A 21,258-nucleotide genomic window follows, 5' to 3' on the forward strand; every position below is an offset into this window, starting at 1 on the left:
GAACAATATGCGGTATAGGAAGGCCAACGTTCCTACCAAAACAGAATTTTGGCTAACTTTGACAAAAAATTGAATTCATGGTCAAAGCAGAAGTAATTACGATTGGCGACGAAATATTGTTTGGACAGATTACCGATACTAATACCCAGTGGATTAGCACCGAATTGACCAACATCGGGATTCGAACCATCCGAAAATCGTCGGTCGGAGACGATGAGCAGGCTATCTTAGAAATCCTTGCCGAAGCCGAAAGCCGGGCGGATGTCATTCTAATTACGGGTGGGCTCGGGCCTACCAAAGACGACATTACAAAAAAAACACTCTGTACTTATTTCGATACCGAACTTTCCATCAACGAAGAAGCATTGGCCTTCATCACCGCTTTTTTTGAGAAAAGAGGACGTCCAATGACCGAACTGAATCGTTTACAGGCAGCAGTGCCCAACAATTGCACTTACATCCCCAATCGTTGGGGAACCGCCCCAGGCATGTGGTTTGAGCGCAACGAGAAAGTGTTTATCTCTATGCCCGGCGTGCCGTTTGAAATGAAAAACCTCATGACGCACACGCTCCTGCCCAAATTGCAGGCCTTTTTTGAAACGCCGATTATCTACCATAAAATGCTCCGCACCATCGGTATCGGAGAGTCTTTTTTGGCCGAGCGCATCGCCGATTGGGAAGATAACCTGCCACCTCACATCAAATTGGCGTATTTACCCAATTTTGGACAAGTCCGGCTTCGTCTCACCGCCACAGGCACCGACTTAGAGCAACTCAAAAAAGAGACACAAGCCGAAGTCGAAAAAGTATTGCCCTTGATTGACGTCAACGTTTTTGGGTACGATAACGACGAAATTGAAACCGTAGTGGGAAGAATCTTGAAAGAGCGCGGCCAAACCCTGTCTACCGCCGAAAGCTGTACGGGCGGCTATGCGTCGCATTTGATAACAAAAGTACCTGGCTCGTCAGCGTATTTTGTAGGAGGCGTAATCACTTACAGCAACGAAGTCAAAATAGCAGAATTGGGCGTTAAACCTAGCACTTTGGCGGAGTTTGGAGCGGTAAGCGAGCAAACCGTCGTTGAAATGGCCGAAGGGGTACGCCAACGGCTCCACACTACTTACGGCATCGCGGCCAGCGGAATTGCAGGCCCCGACGGCGGCACCGACGAAAAACCCGTGGGCACCATCTGGATTGCCAGCGCAGGCCCCAACGGCACCGTAACCCAAAAATTACAACTTGGAAAATTTCGCGAACAAAACATCCAATACACCGGCGTTTATTTACTGAACCTGTTGCGCAAACAACTGCTTGGTCTTTAAATCATTGATTTTTTGAACGTTTGGAATAGGAATTAATAAGAAAACAAATGGCAATTGTAGAAATGGTGATGCCCCGAATGGGAGAAAGCGTCATGGAGTGTACCATCATCAGCATCCTTAAAAAAGTAGGTGATGCTGTCGAGTCCGATGATTCTGTGATGGAAGTAGCTACCGACAAAGTAGACACCGAAGTACCTAGCCCTTACAGCGGCATTATCAAAGAAATATTGGTGAAAGAGGGCGACGTCGTGGCCATCGGAAACATCGTAATGCGCATCGAAACAGAAGTCACTACGCCCCAAAACGGTTCTCCTACGCCCATTGCGGAGGTTCCCGAAGAAGCCCTTGCGTTGGAAACCCAATTCCAATCGTTGGTCACTTCCCCTATCCAATCCACGGCGGTGGTTCCTTCAAGTGGTCGTTTTTACTCTCCTTTGGTGCTCAACATTGCCCAAACCGAAGGCATTTCCCGTCAAGAACTTGACCAAATCGCAGGAACGGGCACCGATAGCCGCGTGACCAAAAAAGATATTTTGGGGTATTTGGAAGAAAGGAAACACCAACCCGTAGGGGCAGGCCTTGCGTCTGTCCAAAATCTCACATCTAGCCAAAATCTTGCATCTGCCCAAAACAAAGCTGTTACCCAAGAAGCATCCCACGCCAGCAGTCCGCAATCGCCTGCCTCGATTCGCAAAACTGGCATTGAGGTTATTCCGATGGACCGCATGCGGCGCGTTATTATGGAGCGGATGCTGGAGTCACAGCGAATTTCGGCCCACGTCTCCTCGTTTGTAGAAACCGACATGACCAACGTTGTTCTTTGGCGGAATCAAATCAAGGATGAATTTAAGAAACAAACGGGCGAAGGCATCACCTTCACCCCCATTCTGATAGAAGCTGTGGTGAAGGCCATCAAAGATTTTCCGTTGATTAATATTTCCGTAGAGGGAGAAAATATTATCAAAAAACGGGATATAAACGTCGGTATGGCGGTTGCATTGCCTAGCGGAAATCTCATTGTGCCCGTCATCCATAACGCTGACCAATATAGCCTGATTGGGTTAGCCAAAAAAGTGAACGAACTGGCCAATCGTGCCCGTCAAAATAAACTTACTCCCGACGACCTAGCGGGCGGTACCTACACGGTTTCGAATATCGGTAGTTTCGGAAACATCATGGGGACACCCATTATTCTCCAGCCGCAGGTAGCTATTATGGCCTTTGGTGCTATTCAAAAACGCCCCGTGGTGATTGAAACACCCCAAGGTGACGTAATTGGTGTACGGAGCATGATGTACATTTCGCATTCGTATGACCACCGCGTAGTAGACGGTGCACTGGGCGGAATGTTTGTGAAACGTGTTTCTGATTATTTAGAAAAATTTGACCTGAAACGCTCTCCTTTTTAGGAAAAAAGCAGGGCATTTATTGATTCAGCCTCAAATCCCCAACTTTGACCAAGTTGGGGATTTTTTTGCCGAAACCATGGGCGGCATACTTGTTTAACGGAAATAGAACTATTGTTTCAACCGCAGTTTGTGCCTACTGACTGCTATTAACTTCGTTCTATTATGCCTAAAATAACCACCGCACCCAATGTACAGCTCCACGTTGAAGACTGGGGTCAGGGACAACCCGTCGTATTTTTGCACGGTTGGCCGCTTAGCCACGAAATGTTTGAATATCAAATCAATCAATTGGGCAACGATTATCGCTGCATCCTGATTGGCCGACGTGGCTTTGGCCAATCCGATAAACCTTGGGCGGGCTACGATTATGACACGCTCGCCGATGACTTACAGGTTGTTTTTGAAGAACTTGATTTACACAATGTTGTATTGGTGGGTTTTTCGATGGGAGGCGCCGAAGCCATTCGCTATATCAGCAGACACGGCAGCAATCGCATCGCAAAATTGGTTTTGCTCGGAGCCGCCGCTCCACGTTTACTAAAAACACCTGCCTTTGAAGACGGCGTTGAAAAATCGGTGTTTGACGGCATGATTGAAAACGCCATTGAAGACCGCGCTGCCTTCATGGAATCTTTTTCGAAAGACTTTTTTGGGGCTACAATCATCAGTTCTCCCCTGAGCAGCAAACTCATGGATTGGTTTCACGGGTTAACCATGAAATCATCGCCTCGGGCTTTCATCAACTGCATTCTGACGTTTAGTCAAGCCGATTTAAGCGAAGAATTGGCCTCAATTAATGTTCCTACGTTGATTATCCACGGCACGGGCGATAAAATCGTACCTTTTGATATTAGCGCCAAAATCTTGCACGCAGGCATTGCTGGTTCTCAGCTAATCCCGTACGAAGACGCCCCCCACGGCTTTTTCTATACCAACTGGCCCCAATTAAACCACGACTTGGCGGCGTTTATTCAGCAGCCGGTACCTGTTATGGAATAAGTGGGATTATTGTACAAAATTAGGGTTCAACCATCCCATCGGTACATCGGCAACGATGCGGCCGTCAGGGTCAAGGACGCGCCCCACCGCGCGTCCTTCGACCCTGAAACCCAGCTTTTTATATAATTCGATGGCCGCAGCATTACTTTCGCGGGCGTGAAGCTCTACCCGCAAAATATCTTTACGCTCCTGCTTGACATAGTCTAACAAGGCTGAAAATACTCTTCTCCCTAGGCCTTTTCCCTGATAATCAGGATGTACACAAATGGTAGTGTCGCCAAATAAATGTGTAAAACACTCTATTCCCAAAGAATACGTATGCACTTCGGCCACAACTTTTCCATTATCTTCGGCTACCATTGAGCAGCCATTGGCGAGACTTTTGGTCAAAAAGTTTAGAATATAGGCTTCTGAAATTTCGTGTTCTTTTCGTGCAATTCCACCCGAAATACGGGCTACATCTTTGTACAATTGCAGAATGGAAGGTAAGTCTTCCAGGGTAGATTTTCTGATAATCATGAACAGTCGAGAGGTTGATTGGTATAACAACAAAAGTACTGCATTCACGTCGAATAACGCTCTGGAAACTAAAACGTATCTCAATCTGTCTGCCCGGCAAGGGGTTATGAAAGTATTTATTTCTTATTCACTTTCTTTCCCATCATCCCGCCTACTATATTGATGACTGCTTTGCGGGGTAAAAACCGCGGCAACAACGATTGAAAGTAATTATCCATTCCCACTATTGTATAACTTTTCCCTTTTTGCAGCGCCGCTATCCCTTCTTTTGCCACGCGTTCGGGCGTATCGCTGCGCATTCCCCGGGTATCGGCATTGGCATAGGATTGAAATCCAGTGGCGGTATTGCCGGGACACAGAGCGGTGACCGTAATGCCTTTTGAGCGATATTCTCCGTAAAGGGCTTCCGAAAAACTCAACACAAAAGCCTTAGAAGCACAATACACCGCGATGTACGGACAGGGCTGAAAGGATCCCGTGGAAGCAACGTTGATGATGCCGCCTTCTCCTTTTCGGAGCATTTCGGGCAATATAAGATACGTTAACTTCATCAAAGAAGTGATATTCAATTCGATCATTTCTTCATAATTTTCAACAGTTTCTTCCAGAAAACCCGCCCATTTTCCCACACCGGCATTATTGACCAGGAGGTCAACGGACCAATTTTCCGCTTTGATCTTATGAAAGAGTGATTCAGCGGCTCCTTTGGCAGCCAAATCTTCTGAAAGCACCAGAACGTTTACCGAATAAGTGCTTTTTATCCTTTGGGCTATGTCCTTTAACTTTTGCTCTGAGCGCGCCGTAATGATGACGTTGACGCCCAACTTAGCCAATTGGTACGCGAATGCTTCACCGATCCCGGAAGAGGCACCCGTGATGAGCGCCGTTTTGTTGATCAAATTCTTCATGATTTCTTTTGTTGGATGATTTATGAAGCAAAACTAGGCGCCCCCAAAACCAATCTGCTGAACAAAAGTTAAGAAATGATCTTTCGCCGAATTCGGCTCAATGTTTGGGGCTCAATGCCGATATACGAAGCAATGTATTGCAGCGGAACGTTTTGAATAATGGCAGGCTCCTCCTGCATCAATTTCAGGTACCGCTCTTCGGCACTCAGTGTGATGAGATCTTTGCCGCGCTGATTATTAAAAACCAGGTACTTATCTGCCATCATAATACCCACCAGTGCCCAATGATGGCTTTTACGGTACAACCGATCCAGATTATCTTTGGTGATACGCAGAAGGTCGCATGGGGTAATGGTTTGGACGGTTTCGTCGGCGATGGTTTTCGCGGTAAAACTGTTGTAAGACGTAATAAATGTATTCGCTCCCGCCAAATGATTGGTGATTTCCACCCCTTTTTCCAAATGGTAAGCCCGGACAAATCCCGAATTGACGAAATACATGTACTTGGCTACTTTGCCATATTCCACCAAAGGTTCATTTCGGCCGCACACCAGGGGTTCAAACATGGAATGAGCCAATTCCATATCCGCAGCCGTCACCGCTACCAATTGATTTAGCAATGCCCCTAACTTTGAATACGACATATTCATTCTGTTTTACTTACTATCTGATTATTTCAGCCAATTTCCCCTCTCTTTACACCTTGGTTAAAGAGCCGATATGTGGTCACCGGAGAAAATCCTGTCTCATATCATTAACCCTCTGCGTTACTCTGTCTCTCCGTGGTTAAAAAATTTCGGGTCGTTGAGGATACCTTCAGTACATTAGCGTTTACCTTACCTCAATCGCATACTTCTCCTCAAACACGGTGATAAACAAAGGATAACGCTCATCCAGTTTATTATAGTCGGCCGACTTTTGGTCTAGGCGATTTTTGGTCACTTTGACCGCAAGTGTCAGTTTTTGTTTTTTTGTAGGTTTGTAAGCAAAGGCAAAAGTGCGCTCTTCTTTTGGGTTCAAATTATTGTCTTCCAACTTTTTAGCCGCTGGATACCACTCCCACTTCTCCCCTATCCTATCCGTTTTTTGAGCGATTGGTCTACCATTTTCATCCAATAACTCCATTGAAATACCGAAAAATCGTTCGGGGTCTCCCGAAGGGACTCGGTGACCCGCAAATTCGTTTTTCAGTTTGAGATGATAAACAATTTCTTGATTAACAGCATAAGATTTTTCCACCTTAGAGGGATAAAAAGCCAAGCCGTTCAGCGCTTTGGTTTTTGCTCCTTTTACTTTAGGAATGCCCGAGCCCGCAAAATAATGCAAATGGCTCAATCGCTCGCCAAAGCCCGCCACAACCTCTCGCTTTGTGGGTTCCATGTGGCAGCTTATGCAGTTTTTTTGCCCATAATACGGTCCGGCTTTCCATTCATCGCCCGTTTCAAAAGAACACACCAACGTAGACGTAACGACCGCATTGGCATTATGACACGAAATACACAGCTTTTCGGAAAGAAAAACGGGGTCTTTTCGGGTGGCATGGGGGGCTTTCGTGGTGCCAGTGGAGCCAATCACGACGTTGTCGCGTACGTGGCAGCTCGCGCAATTGATCCCTTCCTGCTGAAGTTTTTTATCAAAATGAGGATTTTTCTCTTTGACGGGCTGATAAATATCACCGTCAATCAGTCCCGTCACAATAAACTCCTGTTGATTTTGGAGCGGAATATGGCAATTGATGCATAAGTAAGGACTAGACTCTTTTTTCAATTCGGCCTGAAACTGCAAGTCCGTCCACGCGTGCGAATGGGTAGAATGTTGCCATTCTTCGTAATGCTTTACGTGACACGCACCACACTGCTCGGCACTCAACGACGCCAATCCCTGCGGAATTTGTTGGTGCGGTACAGCCTTTTCCCAGCTTTTGGTCAGGGGATGAATTTCTTTTTCGGTTGCTTTTAGGAATACTTGATAGGCTACGATACCTGCAAAAACAATCAGCGATAGGTAAACAATCTTTTTTTGCATTTTTTATCAAAAACAAAGCGTTGGAAAGTTCTGAAAACTTTCCAACGCTCACATCAATTACTTCATATTTTTCCGACGATTGCGCTGGAAATCTTCCAGTACAAAACCGCCCAATCCCTGCAAATTGCTATAATATGCGCGGCCATTGTTGACCCGCGTAAATTCCTGCACAAATTGTTTTAAATATGGGTCGGAAGCAATCATAAAGGTCGTAATTGGCACGTCCAAGCGACGGCATTGGGCCGCCAGCGTGAGGGTTTTGCTCACGATTTTTCGGTCGAGGCCAAAGCTATTTTTGTAGTACCGAAGGCCTTCTTTCAAGCAAGTCGGCTTGCCGTCGGTAATCATAAAAATCTGCTTGTTTTTGGTCTTGCGGCGGCGCAACAAATCCATTGCCAACTCCAAGCCAGCTACGGTATTGGTGTGATACGGACCCACTTCGAGGTATGGGAGGTCTTTCAACTGAATCTGCCACGCGTCGTTGCCAAACACGATGATGTCGAGCGTATCTTTGGGATATTTGGTTTTAATCAACTCCGCCATCGCCAAGGCCACTTTTTTGGCGGGAGTGATGCGGTCTTCGCCGTAAAGAATCATGGAATGGCTTACATCAATCATCAACACCGTAGCGGTGAAGGTTTTTTGCTCTTTTTCCACCACTTCGAGGTCATTTTCTACCAGAAAAAATTCGCCGATTCCGTGGTTAATTTGGGCGTTTTTGATGGATTCGGTCATGGCAATTTGGTCGAGGGTATCACCAAACTGAAAATCACGTACATCGCTGCTCAGCTCATCGCCTGTGCCCGTATAAGGGGTGTGATGGTTGCCGCCCGCTTTGGAGCGTTTGAGCTTACCAAAAATTTCTTCCAGCGCACTCCGACGAATGCTCCGCTCGGTTTTGGGGGTCATAATGACCTTCCCTTCTTCGTTTTCCTCCGTAATGTAACCTTTGCGTTTGAGGTCTTCAAAGAAATCACCAATGCCGTATTCGTCGTTGGTGAGGTTATACTGACGGTCCAGTTGACTCATCCAAGCCATGGCTTGGGTTACATCACCCGAATTCATCAGCAGAAGTTGCTGAAAGATGTTCAACAACTCGTCAAATTTATTTTTACCGGTTTGTTCCGTGGGCTTAAATTCCGAAAAACGATGACCAAGCATGAGAGATTGTCAAGTTAAGGATGAGAACTGTTCTACGTTATTTTAACACTCAAATCCCCCAGGAAGTTTAGGGACTTTTGGATAATCTACGGGGATTTCACGGCTTTTAATTAATTTTGGGGAAGATAAATCGTATTTGTTACCTTCTGAACTATGCCAAACGCCCCGCTTTCCTCCTCGATACAAACTGTCTACGACCAACAATACGTTAATTCTGATGCCCAATGGCGTGAGATTGGCGCGCGTCAAAAAGCGGATGACATTATAAAGTTATGCCAAAAATTTAACTTTAAAAAGGTACTAGACGTCGGGGCGGGCGACGGAGCTGTATTGAAAGAACTCGACAGCCGTGGGTTTACGGAAAACCTGCACGCGGTAGAAATCTCAGGCAGCGGCATTGAAAAAATCAATGAGCGTCAGTTGAAATCGTTGCGAGAAGTAAAACTGTTTGACGGTTATACGATTCCATACGAAGATAAAGCGTTCCCGTTGGCTACCTGCTCGCATGTTATTGAGCACGTGGAGCATCCGAGATTGTTGCTGAGAGAGATTGCCCGCGTGTCGGAGTACCAATTTTTTGAGGTTCCGATTGATTTTAGCCTATTCGTAGACCGCAAAATAGACCATTTTCTTTCCTACGGACACATCAATATTTATACGCCCGCACTATTTAAGTTCTTACTAAAATCAGAAGGTTTTGAGGTCATTGACGAATTGTTTTTGTTCTTCAGCGACGAAGTCGTCTCCTACCTAATGAAAGACTGGAAGCAACGGCTGGTGTACAAAACAAAGGCATTTTTGCTCGAAAATTCCCCTTTGCGTCAGGTAAAACCCAATGCGTATGCAGTGTTGTGTAAACACACAGGCGCAGGGGTAAAGATATTTTAAAAACAAAACTTCCCGAAAGTATGAAACTTTCGGGAAGTTAGCTTCTGGCAGTAAAAGCAAAAAAATTAGCTTATGCTTTCTCTCCGCAGAACTCTTCAAATGCCATCACCAAATGTTCCGCAATCATTTTGGCATTGCGGCCTTCGATGTGGTGACGCTCAATAAAATGCACCAATTCATCATCCTTAAAAATGGCAATGGAAGGAGATGAAGGAGGATATGGCAACAGATATTCACGCATTTTGGCGGTAGCTTCTTGGTCAACACCCGCAAAAACCGTCACCAAATTGTCGGGTTTTAGGTCGCTAAACGCCAATGCTGCTTTTACACCTGGGCGGCAAGCACCCGCTGCGCATCCGCAGACCGAGTTTACCACCACGAGCGATACTCCTTTGGCATTGGCCATGAAGTTATCAACATCGGCCGCGTCGGTGAGTTGTTGAAATCCTACGCTCGTCAGATCTTCTTTCATCGGAGCTACTAAGTGAGGAGGATACATAATCAGATTACAGTTTTAAGTTTATAGTTTTTTAATGGTATACATCCCTTCTCTGAGAAGGTTTTACAAAAATCCAAGTTCAAGTTTGGCTTCTTCACTCATCATATCCTGTGAGTAAGGGGGATCCCAAGTCAATTCTACACTTACATCATTGACGCCTTCTACTTCCCGAATTTTTTGTTCAATTTCGGCAGGAATCGTCCCTGCCGATGGACAAGACGGCGACGTGAGGGTCATTTCGACGTAGACATTGTTTACAGGAAATATTTTTAGGTCATAAATCAGGCCTAATTCCCATACATCCACGGGGATTTCGGGGTCATAAACCGACTTTATGGCTTTGATAACTTCTTCTTTTAATTCTGATTCGGTCATTTTTGTTAGGGTTAATCTTAATGAGCGCTGAATGCAATTGTATTAACTAACTTTTTCGGCGGCACGTTGCGCAAACTCTTTCATTCGGGCAATCATCGAAGCCAAGCCACCCGCGCGCCGAGACGTAATGATGCTACTCATGCCTATTTTATCAATAAAGTACAAATCGGCATTGGCAACATCTTCGGGTTTTTCTTCCGACAATATCTTAATCAAAAGGCTCACTAGACCTTTGCTGATTTGCGCCGTCGGTTCGCTGTCGGCTTCAAAATGCACCACATCACCGCGCATTTCGGAGTGCAGCCACACTTTCGACTGACACCCGCGAATCAGGTTTTCATCCGTTTTATATTCTTCCGCAATGGGCGAAAGTTTTTTACCCAAGTCAATAATATACTGTGTTTTGTCCAACTGGTCGTCGAACAATTCAAAATCTTCAATTAACTCGTCTTGTTTTTCGTTGATTGTCATATTGCCTGTAAATCCTGTTTTCGATTTGAATACCGAGTCGCTAAAACCCAAATCACGTTTCTTAACTCAACATCTTTTTAACTCTCTCCAAACCTACGACTAATTTATCAATTTCTTCTTTGGTATTATAAACCGCAAAGGAGGCTCTGGAAGTTCCGGGAATTCCGAGTCGCTGCATCAAAGGTTGGGTGCAATGATGCCCCGTCCGAACAGCAATGCCCTGTTGGTCGAGAATGACGCCCACATCCTGCGGGTGAATCCCATCCATCACAAAGGAAATGACGCTCACTTTCTCTTTGGCCGTCCCCACTAGTGTCAATCCTTCAATGTTTTGCAGGGCATCAGTACCATAAACGAGCAGCTCATGCTCATAGTCTGCAATCTGTTTTTTACCAAGCTTTTCTACATATTCAACGGCCGTATAGGCCGCTACCACATCGGCAATATTGGGTGTACCGGCTTCAAATTTATAGGGTAAATCGCTATAAGTAGTTTTGGCAAATGTTACTTCTTTAATCATTTCGCCACCACCACGGTACGGCGGCATGGCGTTAAGAATGTCTTTTTTGCCATACAACGCACCCATGCCCGTAGGGCCATAAAGTTTGTGTAACGAAAATACGTAAAAATCACAATCTAAGGACTGTACATCAATGTCAATGTGTGAACTGGCCTGGGCGCCGTCAATCAGCACTTTAGCCCCCACTGCGTGGGCTTTTTCAATGATTTCAGCAACGGGGTTGATGGTTCCGAGGGCATTGGAAACGTGGACAACCGAAACGAATTTTGTTTTCTCAGAAAGCATCTTTTCGTATTCGTCCATTAGCAATTCACCCTCGTCATTGATGGGAATCACGCGAAGCACACAGCCCTTTTCTTCGCACAACATCTGCCAAGGCACAATGTTGGAATGGTGCTCCATGGTGCTGATGATGATTTCGTCGCCTGCTTTCAAAAAGGTTCGTCCGTAGCTTTGAGCAACCAAGTTGATACCGTCGGTGGTGCCGTAGGTAAAAATGATTTCTTCCACGTGGCGGGCGTTCAAAAAAGTCTGAATTTTATGGCGCGATGCCTCAAAGGCGGACGTGGCTTTTTCAGCTAAATGGTGGATTCCTCGGTGAATGTTGGCGTTGAAATGCTCATAATAACGCGTCAGGGCATTCAAAACGGGTAGTGGCTTCTGAGTAGTAGCGGCATTGTCAAAGTAGACCAACGGTTTTCCGTTGATTACTTCGCTTAAAATGGGAAAGTCCTGCCGAATTTTTTGGATATCAAGCACTTTATGGAAAATTAGTGGTGAGTAATTCCCGTTAATAGTCAACAAAATAGTAAAGTAGCCGACATTAACGTTGTTGTATAGAAATAAAACACACAAAATTAGAGTTGAGTTTTATAAAGTCTAAATAAAAAGCCAACCGTTGGTGTAAAAATCATTTTTTGCGTCATCTAATCGTGCTATATTGTTTATGTTTTTAAACTAAAACCACAAATACCATGGTCAATGCCAAACACTTAGCTACGTTTATTCTGGGAGCCGCTGCCGGGGTAGCGTTACACAAATATTTAAAAACAGACGAAGGCGAAAAAATGGTCGAAGACCTTAAATCCAAGGCGGGCGACCTGAAAACGGAGGCCGAAGACTCCCTTGAAAAGATTCCGGAGTATTTCGAGCAGCTCAAAAACCAGGGCTCTGATACCCTCAAAAAATATTCCCCAGAAGTCGAGAAAATTCTTCAGGATTTGCTCGACAATATCCGAGGCAAAGGCGGCTCTGCCCCAACCACAACGCCTCCTACCCCTTAGGGCAGGGCACAAAAAAAGTGGCGCACCTTTCGGTAGCGCCACTTTTTTTATATTGAGCGTAGATTACGCTTCAGCTACTACATTTACCGTTACGGCATGTTTCACTTCTTTGTGAAGGTCAAGCGTAGCTTTGTAGGTACCGATGGTTTTTACGTCTTCAACCGTGATTTTCTTACGATCAACGTCAAATCCTTTGGCTTTGAGGGCTTCCGAAATTTGGATGCTCGTTACACGACCAAAGATTTTGCCGCTGTCACCCGCTTTAGCGGCGATTTCAACGGTCATTTCACCGATGGCTGCGGCCAAATCTTCGGCGTCTTTTTTGATTTTTTCGGCCTTGTGAGCAGCTTGCTTCAAGTTTTCGGCCAATTGCTTCTTGTTGGACTCGGTCGCCATTACCGCAAATCCCTGCGGAATAAGATAGTTGCGACCATAACCGGCTTTCACCTCTAAGATATCATTCTTATATCCTAGTCCGGCAATATCAGTTCTTAAAATAACTTGCATCGTCAGTTTTCTCCTTCCGTTTTTACTTTAATTGATCAGCTACGTATGGCAATAATCCCAAGTGACGCGCACGCTTGATGGCTTGCGACACCTTACGTTGGTACTTCAAAGAGGTACCTGTCAGGCGGCGAGGTAAAATTTTACCTTGCTCGTTGATCAACTTCAAAAGGAAGTTAGGATCTTTGTAATCGATGAATTTGATACCAGCTTTCTTAAAGCGGCAATACTTTTTGCGATTTTGATTACGCTCGATTGGTTCGTTTACTAGTGTCATTATGCGTCGCCCTCCTTAGCTGTTTCGGTTTGTTTTCTTCCAACTAATCCACTGCGTTTGCGCTCGGCATACGTTACGTGGTGTTTTTCCATAGCTACCGTCAAATAGCGCATTACGCGCTCATCGCGACGGAATTCAGTCTCAACGACTTGAATCAAAGAAGGCGCAGACTTGAACTCAATGAGGTGATAAAAACCTGTGTTCTTGTTCTGAATTGGATAAGCCAATTTTTTTAGGCCCCAATTTTCTTCGTGTACGAGCTCCGCACCGTTGTCGGTAAGGATTTTGCGGAACTTCTCAATGGTGTCCTTCATCTGTTGATCAGATAAAACGGGAGTTAAAATGAACACCATCTCATACTGTTTTGTAAACATACTGAGAATTGTTAAATGGTTATACTAATGAACTCATTGTAAATGAGGGCGCAAAGGTAGCTTTTTTTGAGAAAAGCACAAAAAATAGTGTAAAAAACCCAGCAAAATATGAGCCGTAAAACAAAAATCATAAAGTTTTTCAGAGTAACCCTTGGAATTTTCAGGCAATTTTATCCATATTTGCAATGGAATTAAATCGCTAGACGTTAAAGAGAATAAACAAACTCGGTCTAATCGTACACTTTAGCTGGAACTAAATATTAAATTAGTCTTTATTTTAGTATACTATATATATATATTAAATAAATTTTTACCTAAGTCTGATTTTGTAGTTTTGTTGTTAAAGGTTTTCAGTTAGATGTCAATTTGGCGGCCAATGCGGCACATGACGCTGCCAAATACTGAAAATGCGGGGATACCGTCGCGCAAATTTGCGCGACGGTACTTTTACACCTAAAAACAGATTAGTTTATCCCCCAAAGGCTAGATTTTTATACCATTTTATTCAATTGTACACAAAACACCTTGACCATGTCAGTTCTCGAATCAAAACTCACCTACTCCTTAATATTATAGCTAAATTGGGTGAATTATTAGAATTTCTCGCTGGCATCAAAACAGCCAACGCACAATTTTTTGTCTTTTTTTACGAAACACTAAGAAAAAAGGCAGTTGCTTGTCTTTAGTTAAGAAGTGCTTCGTGAAAAAACCTTTTCTCGTTTTTCCAATCACTCAGATTCATTTTACATCTAATCAAAAAACAGTCTTATGAAATTTGAAACGCTCCAACTTCACGCAGGACAAGCCCCCGACCCGACCACCAATGCCCGCGCGGTCCCTATTTACCAAACGACTTCTTTCGTTTTTAACAATGCCGAACATGGGGCTAATCTATTTGCACTCAAAGAGTTCGGAAACATTTACTCCCGTATCATGAACCCCACAAACGATGTCTTCGAAAAACGCATAGCGGCGCTCGAAGGTGGGGTTGCGGCATTGGCGACGGCATCAGGGCATTCGGCACAATTTTTAGCGATCAATAATATCACAACCGTCGGCGACAATTTTGTTACAACTTCTTTTCTGTACGGTGGCTCTTACAATCAATTCAAAAACTCGTTCAAAAACATCGGCGTAGAAGCCCGTTTTGTATCGGGTGATAAAGTTGAAGATTTTGAGAAATTGATTGACGAAAAAACCAAGTTCCTTTACTTGGAAACCATCGGAAATCCGGGCTTCAATGTCCCTGATTTTGACGCATTTGCCAAACTGGCGCAGAAATACGACTTACCCATAATCGTTGACAATACCTTTGGAGCAGGCGGTGCCATTGCACAACCCATCAAACACGGCGCGCACATCGTGGTAGAATCGGCTACGAAGTGGATTGGCGGCCACGGCACTACCATGGGTGGGGTGATCGTCGATGCAGGCACCTTTAACTGGGGCAACGGTAAATACCCTCAATTTACCGCTCCGTCACCAAGTTATCACGGGTTGGTACTCAACGACGTATTTGGCATCGGCGGTCCTTTTGGTAACATTCAGTTTATCATTCGCGCCCGCGTAGAAGGCCTGCGCGATTGGGGGCCTTCTCAATCACCGTTCAATTCATTCTTGTTGCTGCAAGGTTTAGAAACCCTGACGCTAAGGGTAGAGCGCATCGGCGAAAATGCACTAAATCTGGCAAAATGGCTACAACAACACCCTGCCGTTGAGAGCGTTAATTACTTAGGACTGGAAAGCAGTCCATACCATGAACTAGCGAAAAAATACCTCACACGGGGCTTTGGTGGAGTACTTTCTTTTAAGATAAAAGGTGATAAAGCACAGGCTGAGAAGTTTGTAAATAGTCTTGAGTTAATCAGTCATCTGGCCAATGTAGGCGATTCAAAAACGCTCATCATTCACCCTGCGTCTACCACACACTCTCAACTTTCGGAAGCAGAGCAAGTTACGGCGGGAGTTGACCCCAACCAACTACGTCTTTCGGTCGGCATTGAGCATATCGACGATATTAAGGCCGATATTGAGCAAGCATTAAGCAAGCTGTAAGTGTAAACTTTTTAATTATAGGTGGGTTAATTTAAAAGCTCCAAATCGCTGATTTGGAGCTTTTAAATTAGACATACACACTCGAATTACCTCTTTCTTGTCACATGTGTACCAGAGCTAAGTTTCGTAGGTACGGTTTTAATGATTTCCATAGTTTTTCTCTCCCGCCGTCACCGCAATAGATAAGCGATTTTGTTTGGGTGGCAACGGACAGGTTGCAAAAGTCGTAAATGCACAAGGCGGATTGATAGATTTATTAAAATCCAGAACGGTGATTCCGCGTTCGTTTGGCTTTTCGGCGTACAAAAAACGCCCTGCTCCGTAGGTTTCTTTGCCACTGGTTTGATCGGCAAAAAGAATAAATAATTGCTCTTCACTTTCTACGGCATCCAAACGGTGTTCTTTTCCATCAACAGTAAAAACCAACGTACCGGGAGACGCTTGCAGCGATGTTTGGCCCGTTACATCCGTAATCGCGATTTTTTTATCAGTTGTCGCTGGTTCTAGTTTGGCTTCTATGCGCCATTTGGGGTCAATTGAGTAGGTTTTTACCCCTGCAAAATGCCGTAATTCTGGACTCTCTAAATCCCGAAGACGTATCCCAAATTTAGTCCCACGCTTAATCACAAACCACCGCAAAGACCCGCTTTCGAGTACGATATTAGTTTCAGAAGGAAAAATTTTAAGCGAGGTAACAGGTTTTTTATTGACCGATACCTTCGCATGGGGTTCAATATCAACCCAAACTTCACCGTTTTTGAGGGTAAAATAGCCCAGCAAAGGAGCACTCTTTCCAGTTGGAAAGACCACTTTATTTTTAGCATCGGCTCCGAAACTGTTCTTGCCTTCTTCCAACCAAAACAGGCCCGCTAGATTTAACCAACCATTCTCGGCTTTGAGGCCTTCAATGCGTTTTTGATGCCATGTTTTAAGGTCATTTACGTAGGTATTATCGTCAGAAATCCGCTGAAACCCCGTCAAAATCAAGATTGAGAACAGGCAAAAAATAAGTTTAAATTCTAAAGAAACTTTCATTTCTGATTAGGTTTAAAAATTGCGCTTGTAAAAGAGTATTCTGACGTACAAAATGCAAAAATTGCGTGTCAATAAAAAAAGAACAGTTACTCAATTTAAGTATTACTCGATTAGTCTTATTTACCCAAATAATCGTGCAATTTTAACGGCCTTTTCAATTTCTTTATCGGATACAACATACTCAAAATCAGGGTCAACGTAGTTGTACACAATGCGACGGTCGGCGTTGACCACAAACGTGGCCGCAAAAGGCACATCTTCTGAGATACCCGCAATTCGGTCCCAGACGGGCTCGTATTTAGAATAAACGCCCAACGCTTCGCTGATTCTGTTTTCATAATCCTGTACTATATTAAACCCAAGGTCATGTTCTTGAATCGTGTGGACGATGTTTTTAAAGTACTCCGTAGTCAGCACGAGCAAATTTCCACCGAGCGCGCGGATACGCGGATAAATACCGTTGAGGAGTTTTAAGTGGCGCTCTCCGTACTCATTCCAGTCGGGACTGTAAGTACTAATCACCAACGGCCCATCCTGCAACAACTGATGAAGATACATCGTACCAGCGGTCTGCAAGCTCGACGGGAGATATTGCCAAACACCTAATTCTAAATTGATGCGAACCAGAGGAAGGGTGTCTCGGTTTTTTAAGGGTTGAATTTTTTGATACGACTTTGGCAGAGAAGATATAATGTAGTCTTCACCGACGATTTTGATGATTGATTTCATTTTTTATACTTTTTACGGATTCTTAAATTATAAATGAGGTCAACATTTGCCTACTTTTTCTATATATTAAACATTTTTATTAACAACAATGAATGACAAAGAGATAAGAAAAGCAAAATGTTGATTTATAAGGCTTTAGTGCACTTTTTTATTCTTACGTATGTCTAAATTCTGAAAATAAAACAGCCTGATTGTATGCGAATTTTGGTAGCGATTACCAACTCCTAACTGTTGATAAACATTCATGTATCCCAATTGAAGGTTAGAATGAGCACTGGTTTGGTAGGCTAATCCCGCAAAAAACCGATTTTGGTCGAATGTATTATACACTACTTTTCGGCTAAGATTAACAAATATTTCGTCGTTAATTGCCACAAAAAATGTATTCGAAACAATCCCTTTTTTACTCAACGGAATATTAAGCATGTAATTGAATCGCAGGCGGGTGTCAAAACGGTAACCAGCGGCTAGCTCGTTATCATTCTTAATGTTTCGTCGCCAACGCTCTTCCAAGCGCAGCCATTGCATGGTACGTACTTTGCCGTATTTGGTATGGAGCTGAAGCTGCTGCCATATTCTGTGTTCGGGCATAGATACGTTGGCATGACCTTCTTCGGGAAAATGATTGGTAAAATTGTAACCGTTGGTCAGCTTAAAATCGTCGGTTAAATAGTACATCAATCCAGTCCGAAATAAAAATTTGGACGGCTCCCCCACAAAACCATCAGTAGTACGAAAATGCACATCAGTCCACAGGCCCCACTTATCACTCAATCGAGTTTGATTAAAATAACCCAGCCAAATCTGCTCACTGCTTTTAACCTGTTTGGTAATCTGACCGTACCCAGACAAAGCTAAAGCACTTATTATCAATGCCAAATATATTTTTTTCACAATATAAACTTTAAAATGCAGTCACAATATTCAGAATATGCGAGGCAATAATTTTAGTTTTTTACACAATTGGTTTGACTTTCACCAATCCCGTAATGGCTTTCAAGCGCACAAGTAGGCTGTCCAAGCGCTCGTTATTGTCAAGTATGATACTTAATGAGCCTTCAGAACGAACGCCATCTGCTTCAAATTTGGCACTTATGATGTGTCCGTAATCGGCAATAAAACGAGTAACTTCTTCGACAAAACCTACCCGGTCAAAACCTAATATTTCCAAATGGGTGAGGCGGGTATGATGATGTGTTTGTGTTTGCATTGTCTTGGCTGTTTAAAAGGTTAAATTCTCATAACGCTCGAAAGCTGCTTTTTGATAGGTGTCAGGCAGTTTCAACCATTATTAATAAAACTACCTGACAATCAATTGGTTATTTAATCAAAAAGTGTATCTCAAAGTAACTCCATAGGTACGTGGATCTCCTAAAATCCCCCCAATTTGGCCCGCACTACCTGGAGCAACCAAAAGCTGCTCGTAATAATCCTGGTTGCCCAAGTTTCTACCCCAGACAAAAAACGAAATACCATTGGAAGCTCTGAAACCCACTCTACTATTTACTAATGCATAACCTTCAATGTCTAAAAATTGTGACGGAGATGGGCTTGAAGAAAACGTAGAACGATAGTAGACATCAAGCCCGCCGAAGAAGTTACCTTTTAGGCCCAATAAATTCCCTCTTCCCGTTAGCTCAGTACCAAACGAACCCGCATATTTTGAAATCCCTGGCAGTACACCACCCGATATATCTTTAAATGCCCGGTCTCCTCCTACTTCTTCAATGGGCACAGGGGCATTGGTAAACTTGACGTATTTACCATCGGTATAAGCAAAGGCACCAGTAAAGGTCACGTGATTATTTACCCTGATGTTACCGTCTATTTCCAAACCAATCACCCTTACTTGTTCGGCATTGGCCAAATACCCTCGGTTTACCCCTGGTTCAGGCGTTTGTACTTGCGTTTGATAATCTTTTATGTCGGTATTGTGGAACACAACGTTCAATACAGAGTTGGACGTTGGTTTGGTTTTGATACCAAATTCAACATGAGAAACCGCTTCTGGTTTTACCGTCGCCAGCTCAGTCAAGACTCTCCCGCTGGCCGTTGGCAAGCCCCCCACATTTACCCCAATAGGCTTGTAGCTGAGTGAATACGTGCCAAAGGCATTGACGTTTTTATTGAATTTGTATTGTAAGGTCAACTGACCCGAAAAATTGCCTTCGGAAGCATCTATATCAAAGGTTTGGTTACTGTAAACCCCGTTTTTCAGGGCCAACAAAGCAGGGTCAGTCGTAGTCAAGCCACCATACGTTACTCGGCTGTAGTTCACTTTTTTGGTGTCATTGTTGTATCTGACCCCGGGCAAAATGTGCAATTTGTCAGTTATCGCCCAGTCAGCCTGCGCAAACAATGCCACACTCGAACTCTTTATCCCGTAGGTGGTTTTGATGCCAAAGTTGTCAAACAAACCGGGCGTTTTCCAAAGAGCACTCGTGGAGCTTTGGGCAAAACGCCACTGTGCCGAGCCCGCTTCTTCGGTGTGAACAGGGTCGGTTCTTAAATCTTGCCACAAACCAAAAGCACCAATTACACCGTTTATTTTATCATTTATTTGACCCGAATACCTGAGTTCTTGGGAAAACTGGTCGTGGGCAGAGGTTCCAGCAGAGATAGAAAAAGAATTTAAACCCGTATAATCACGGTCGTTCAAAGGATCCCACTTCCAATATCTCCAAGCGGTGGTAGAAGTCAATGTACCTTTCCCAATCTTAAAATCAGCATTCAACGATAATCCGCCCAGTTCGTTACCTGCTCTTGAAGGAGTATCTAAGTCCAATGTCCTTTCAAAGGCGCTTTGGTAAGGAAGTTGGTAATTTAAATCAGCAATAATAGCATTGAATTGACGGTAAGCAGCCCGTTTGGTTGTCACAACTTTGGCCACTGGCCATCCGTACCCCACAGGGTTTTGATCGGTAACATCTGCAATAAACGTAATATTTATCTTGTCGGTAGGTTTGTATAAAAACTGACCTCTCACCCCAATATTATTAATATCATTGATATTTGTTTGCGTGCGGCTATTGTACAATAACCCATCTCTTTGGGTACCGACAAACGAAACCCTTGCCGCAAGTTTTTTGCTTAAAGGCCCAGAGATAGAGGCTTTTGCCTGAATGTAGCCATAGTTGCCATAGCTTAGTTCGAAGCTGGCGGTGGGGTCAAAACTTGGCGCACGAGATGTTACGTTAAATGCTCCCGCCGTGGTGTTTTTGCCAAACAATGTTCCCTGAGGACCACGCAGTACTTCTACCTGGTCTATGTCAATAAAATCAAGTGCCGTAGCCGCTGGGCGAGCATAATATACGCCATCGACATAATAACCAACCCCAGGATCGATTCCGTCGTTGGTCAAACCATAAGTAGACCCTAAACCTCTGATATTGAGCGTTGTATTCCGTGCATTTGATGCATAAAACTGAACCGTAGGCACCAATTCTTTCAAACGGTTTACGTTAAAAGCACCTTGGTCTTCTACCGTTACGCCTCTGATAACCGAAATCGGAATCGGAATATCCTGTACCGCTTCTTGACGGCGGCGGGAGGTTACTACCACATCCGAAAGTTGATTGGCACTTTCTTCGAGTTTGATTTCTACTTTGCTGTCACTAATCAGAACTTCTTTTTTTAAATAACCTACCGACGATACAAGGAGGATGAAGGGAAGTTTTTGGCCCGTAATCAGCGCAAATTCTCCATTCACGTCAGTCGCCGCGCCATTGGTGGTGCCTTTGATTGATACCGTCGCGCCAATCAATGGAGCACCACTACGGGCATCAAGTATTTTGCCCGATACCGTCGCATTAATCATTGGCGTATTTTGAGCGGATAAATAAGAAGGTAAAAAAACAGAAACAACCACTAATAACAGATTGATTAAACTGGGTGGGAAGAAATTT

The 21,258-nt window shown here is 44.1% G+C and carries 23 protein-coding genes; 6 read left to right on the forward strand and 17 right to left on the reverse strand.

What is annotated here, in order from left to right:
• Positions 1-77 precede the first annotated feature (77 nt).
• The 3 genes from GVN20_RS22110 (at position 78) to GVN20_RS22120 (ending at position 3,730) form a co-directional block, all read left to right on the forward strand.
• A complete protein-coding gene (locus GVN20_RS22110; protein ID WP_166560449.1) occupies positions 78-1,322 on the forward strand; it encodes a competence/damage-inducible protein A in 1,245 nt (414 codons plus the stop codon).
• 47 nt (positions 1,323-1,369) lie between these two features.
• On the forward strand, positions 1,370-2,731 hold the full coding sequence (locus tag GVN20_RS22115) for a dihydrolipoamide acetyltransferase family protein (RefSeq protein ID WP_166560450.1): 1,362 nt from the start codon (positions 1,370-1,372) through the stop codon (positions 2,729-2,731).
• A gap of 162 nt (positions 2,732-2,893) precedes the next feature.
• The gene (locus tag GVN20_RS22120; RefSeq protein WP_166560451.1) at positions 2,894-3,730 is read left to right on the forward strand and encodes an alpha/beta fold hydrolase; all 837 of its coding nucleotides are present in this window, start codon (positions 2,894-2,896) and stop codon (positions 3,728-3,730) included.
• Positions 3,731-3,736: 6 nt separating this feature from the next.
• Here GVN20_RS22120 and GVN20_RS22125 read toward each other — a convergent pair whose 3' ends face one another.
• The 5 genes from GVN20_RS22125 to GVN20_RS22145 form a co-directional block, all read right to left on the reverse strand.
• Positions 3,737-4,249: a GNAT family N-acetyltransferase gene (locus GVN20_RS22125; protein WP_166560452.1), complete on the reverse strand. Its 513-nt coding sequence runs from the start codon at positions 4,247-4,249 to the stop codon at positions 3,737-3,739.
• Positions 4,250-4,365: 116 nt separating this feature from the next.
• A complete protein-coding gene (locus GVN20_RS22130) occupies positions 4,366-5,157 on the reverse strand; it encodes an SDR family oxidoreductase (RefSeq protein ID WP_166560453.1) in 792 nt (263 codons plus the stop codon).
• A 68-nt stretch (positions 5,158-5,225) separates the two neighbouring features.
• On the reverse strand, positions 5,226-5,801 hold the full coding sequence (locus GVN20_RS22135; RefSeq protein ID WP_166560454.1) for a Crp/Fnr family transcriptional regulator: 576 nt from the start codon (positions 5,799-5,801) through the stop codon (positions 5,226-5,228).
• 187 nt (positions 5,802-5,988) lie between these two features.
• Positions 5,989-7,182 (reverse strand): multiheme c-type cytochrome, encoded by a 1,194-nt coding sequence (locus GVN20_RS22140; RefSeq protein WP_166560455.1) that lies wholly within the window; start codon positions 7,180-7,182, stop codon positions 5,989-5,991.
• A gap of 57 nt (positions 7,183-7,239) precedes the next feature.
• Positions 7,240-8,343, reverse strand: coding sequence for a VWA domain-containing protein (locus tag GVN20_RS22145; RefSeq protein ID WP_166560456.1), 1,104 nt, complete (start codon positions 8,341-8,343; stop codon positions 7,240-7,242).
• Between the two features lie 153 nt (positions 8,344-8,496).
• Here GVN20_RS22145 and GVN20_RS22150 point away from each other — a divergent pair, with 153 nt between their 5' ends.
• Positions 8,497-9,231: a bifunctional 2-polyprenyl-6-hydroxyphenol methylase/3-demethylubiquinol 3-O-methyltransferase UbiG gene (locus GVN20_RS22150; protein ID WP_166560457.1), complete on the forward strand. Its 735-nt coding sequence runs from the start codon at positions 8,497-8,499 to the stop codon at positions 9,229-9,231.
• Between the two features lie 70 nt (positions 9,232-9,301).
• Here GVN20_RS22150 and GVN20_RS22155 read toward each other — a convergent pair whose 3' ends face one another.
• The 4 genes from GVN20_RS22155 to GVN20_RS22170 all read right to left on the reverse strand — a co-directional run bounded on the left by GVN20_RS22155 (position 9,302) and on the right by GVN20_RS22170 (position 11,855).
• On the reverse strand, positions 9,302-9,730 hold the full coding sequence (locus GVN20_RS22155) for a BrxA/BrxB family bacilliredoxin (protein ID WP_166560458.1): 429 nt from the start codon (positions 9,728-9,730) through the stop codon (positions 9,302-9,304).
• A 63-nt stretch (positions 9,731-9,793) separates the two neighbouring features.
• The gene (locus GVN20_RS22160; protein WP_114069879.1) at positions 9,794-10,105 is read right to left on the reverse strand and encodes an SUF system Fe-S cluster assembly protein; all 312 of its coding nucleotides are present in this window, start codon (positions 10,103-10,105) and stop codon (positions 9,794-9,796) included.
• A 42-nt stretch (positions 10,106-10,147) separates the two neighbouring features.
• Positions 10,148-10,576, reverse strand: coding sequence for a SufE family protein (locus tag GVN20_RS22165; RefSeq protein ID WP_166560459.1), 429 nt, complete (start codon positions 10,574-10,576; stop codon positions 10,148-10,150).
• Positions 10,577-10,637: 61 nt separating this feature from the next.
• Positions 10,638-11,855, reverse strand: a complete 1,218-nt coding sequence (locus tag GVN20_RS22170; protein ID WP_310586844.1) for a cysteine desulfurase — start codon at positions 11,853-11,855, stop codon at positions 10,638-10,640.
• Between the two features lie 215 nt (positions 11,856-12,070).
• Between GVN20_RS22170 and GVN20_RS22175 the strand changes: the two genes are divergently transcribed.
• On the forward strand, positions 12,071-12,379 hold the full coding sequence (locus tag GVN20_RS22175; RefSeq protein WP_166560460.1) for a YtxH domain-containing protein: 309 nt from the start codon (positions 12,071-12,073) through the stop codon (positions 12,377-12,379).
• Between the two features lie 63 nt (positions 12,380-12,442).
• Here the strand turns inward: GVN20_RS22175 and rplI are convergent, their stop codons facing one another.
• Genes rplI through rpsF form a run of 3 tightly spaced genes read right to left on the reverse strand, consistent with a single transcriptional unit; the run spans position 12,443 to position 13,534 of the window.
• Entirely contained in the window at positions 12,443-12,886 is a 444-nt protein-coding gene (rplI, locus tag GVN20_RS22180) for a 50S ribosomal protein L9 (RefSeq protein WP_114069876.1), read from the reverse strand.
• Positions 12,887-12,908: 22 nt separating this feature from the next.
• On the reverse strand, positions 12,909-13,160 hold the full coding sequence (gene rpsR, locus GVN20_RS22185) for a 30S ribosomal protein S18 (RefSeq protein WP_013930944.1): 252 nt from the start codon (positions 13,158-13,160) through the stop codon (positions 12,909-12,911).
• Complete coding sequence (gene rpsF, locus GVN20_RS22190; protein ID WP_114069875.1) at positions 13,160-13,534, reverse strand: 30S ribosomal protein S6; 375 nt, start codon at positions 13,532-13,534, stop codon at positions 13,160-13,162. Before rpsF ends, rpsR begins: the two co-directional genes overlap by 1 nt.
• A 768-nt stretch (positions 13,535-14,302) precedes the next feature.
• Between rpsF and GVN20_RS22195 the strand changes: the two genes are divergently transcribed.
• Positions 14,303-15,589: an O-acetylhomoserine aminocarboxypropyltransferase/cysteine synthase family protein gene (locus GVN20_RS22195; RefSeq protein ID WP_166560461.1), complete on the forward strand. Its 1,287-nt coding sequence runs from the start codon at positions 14,303-14,305 to the stop codon at positions 15,587-15,589.
• A 138-nt stretch (positions 15,590-15,727) separates the two neighbouring features.
• Here the strand turns inward: GVN20_RS22195 and GVN20_RS22200 are convergent, their stop codons facing one another.
• The 5 genes from GVN20_RS22200 to GVN20_RS22220 form a co-directional block, all read right to left on the reverse strand.
• On the reverse strand, positions 15,728-16,624 hold the full coding sequence (locus tag GVN20_RS22200) for a DUF1684 domain-containing protein (RefSeq protein ID WP_166560462.1): 897 nt from the start codon (positions 16,622-16,624) through the stop codon (positions 15,728-15,730).
• 120 nt (positions 16,625-16,744) lie between these two features.
• Positions 16,745-17,353 (reverse strand): redoxin domain-containing protein, encoded by a 609-nt coding sequence (locus GVN20_RS22205; protein WP_166560463.1) that lies wholly within the window; start codon positions 17,351-17,353, stop codon positions 16,745-16,747.
• A 135-nt stretch (positions 17,354-17,488) separates the two neighbouring features.
• Entirely contained in the window at positions 17,489-18,247 is a 759-nt protein-coding gene (locus GVN20_RS22210) for a DUF2490 domain-containing protein (protein WP_310586845.1), read from the reverse strand.
• Positions 18,248-18,308: 61 nt separating this feature from the next.
• A complete protein-coding gene (locus GVN20_RS22215) occupies positions 18,309-18,563 on the reverse strand; it encodes an ACT domain-containing protein (RefSeq protein WP_166560464.1) in 255 nt (84 codons plus the stop codon).
• 117 nt (positions 18,564-18,680) lie between these two features.
• Positions 18,681-21,170, reverse strand: a complete 2,490-nt coding sequence (locus tag GVN20_RS22220; protein ID WP_409033845.1) for a TonB-dependent receptor — start codon at positions 21,168-21,170, stop codon at positions 18,681-18,683.
• Positions 21,171-21,258 lie beyond the last annotated feature (88 nt).

Origin of the sequence: Runella sp. CRIBMP (assembly GCF_009905605.1) — a bacterium.
Classification (GTDB): Bacteria; Bacteroidota; Bacteroidia; order Cytophagales; family Spirosomataceae; genus Runella.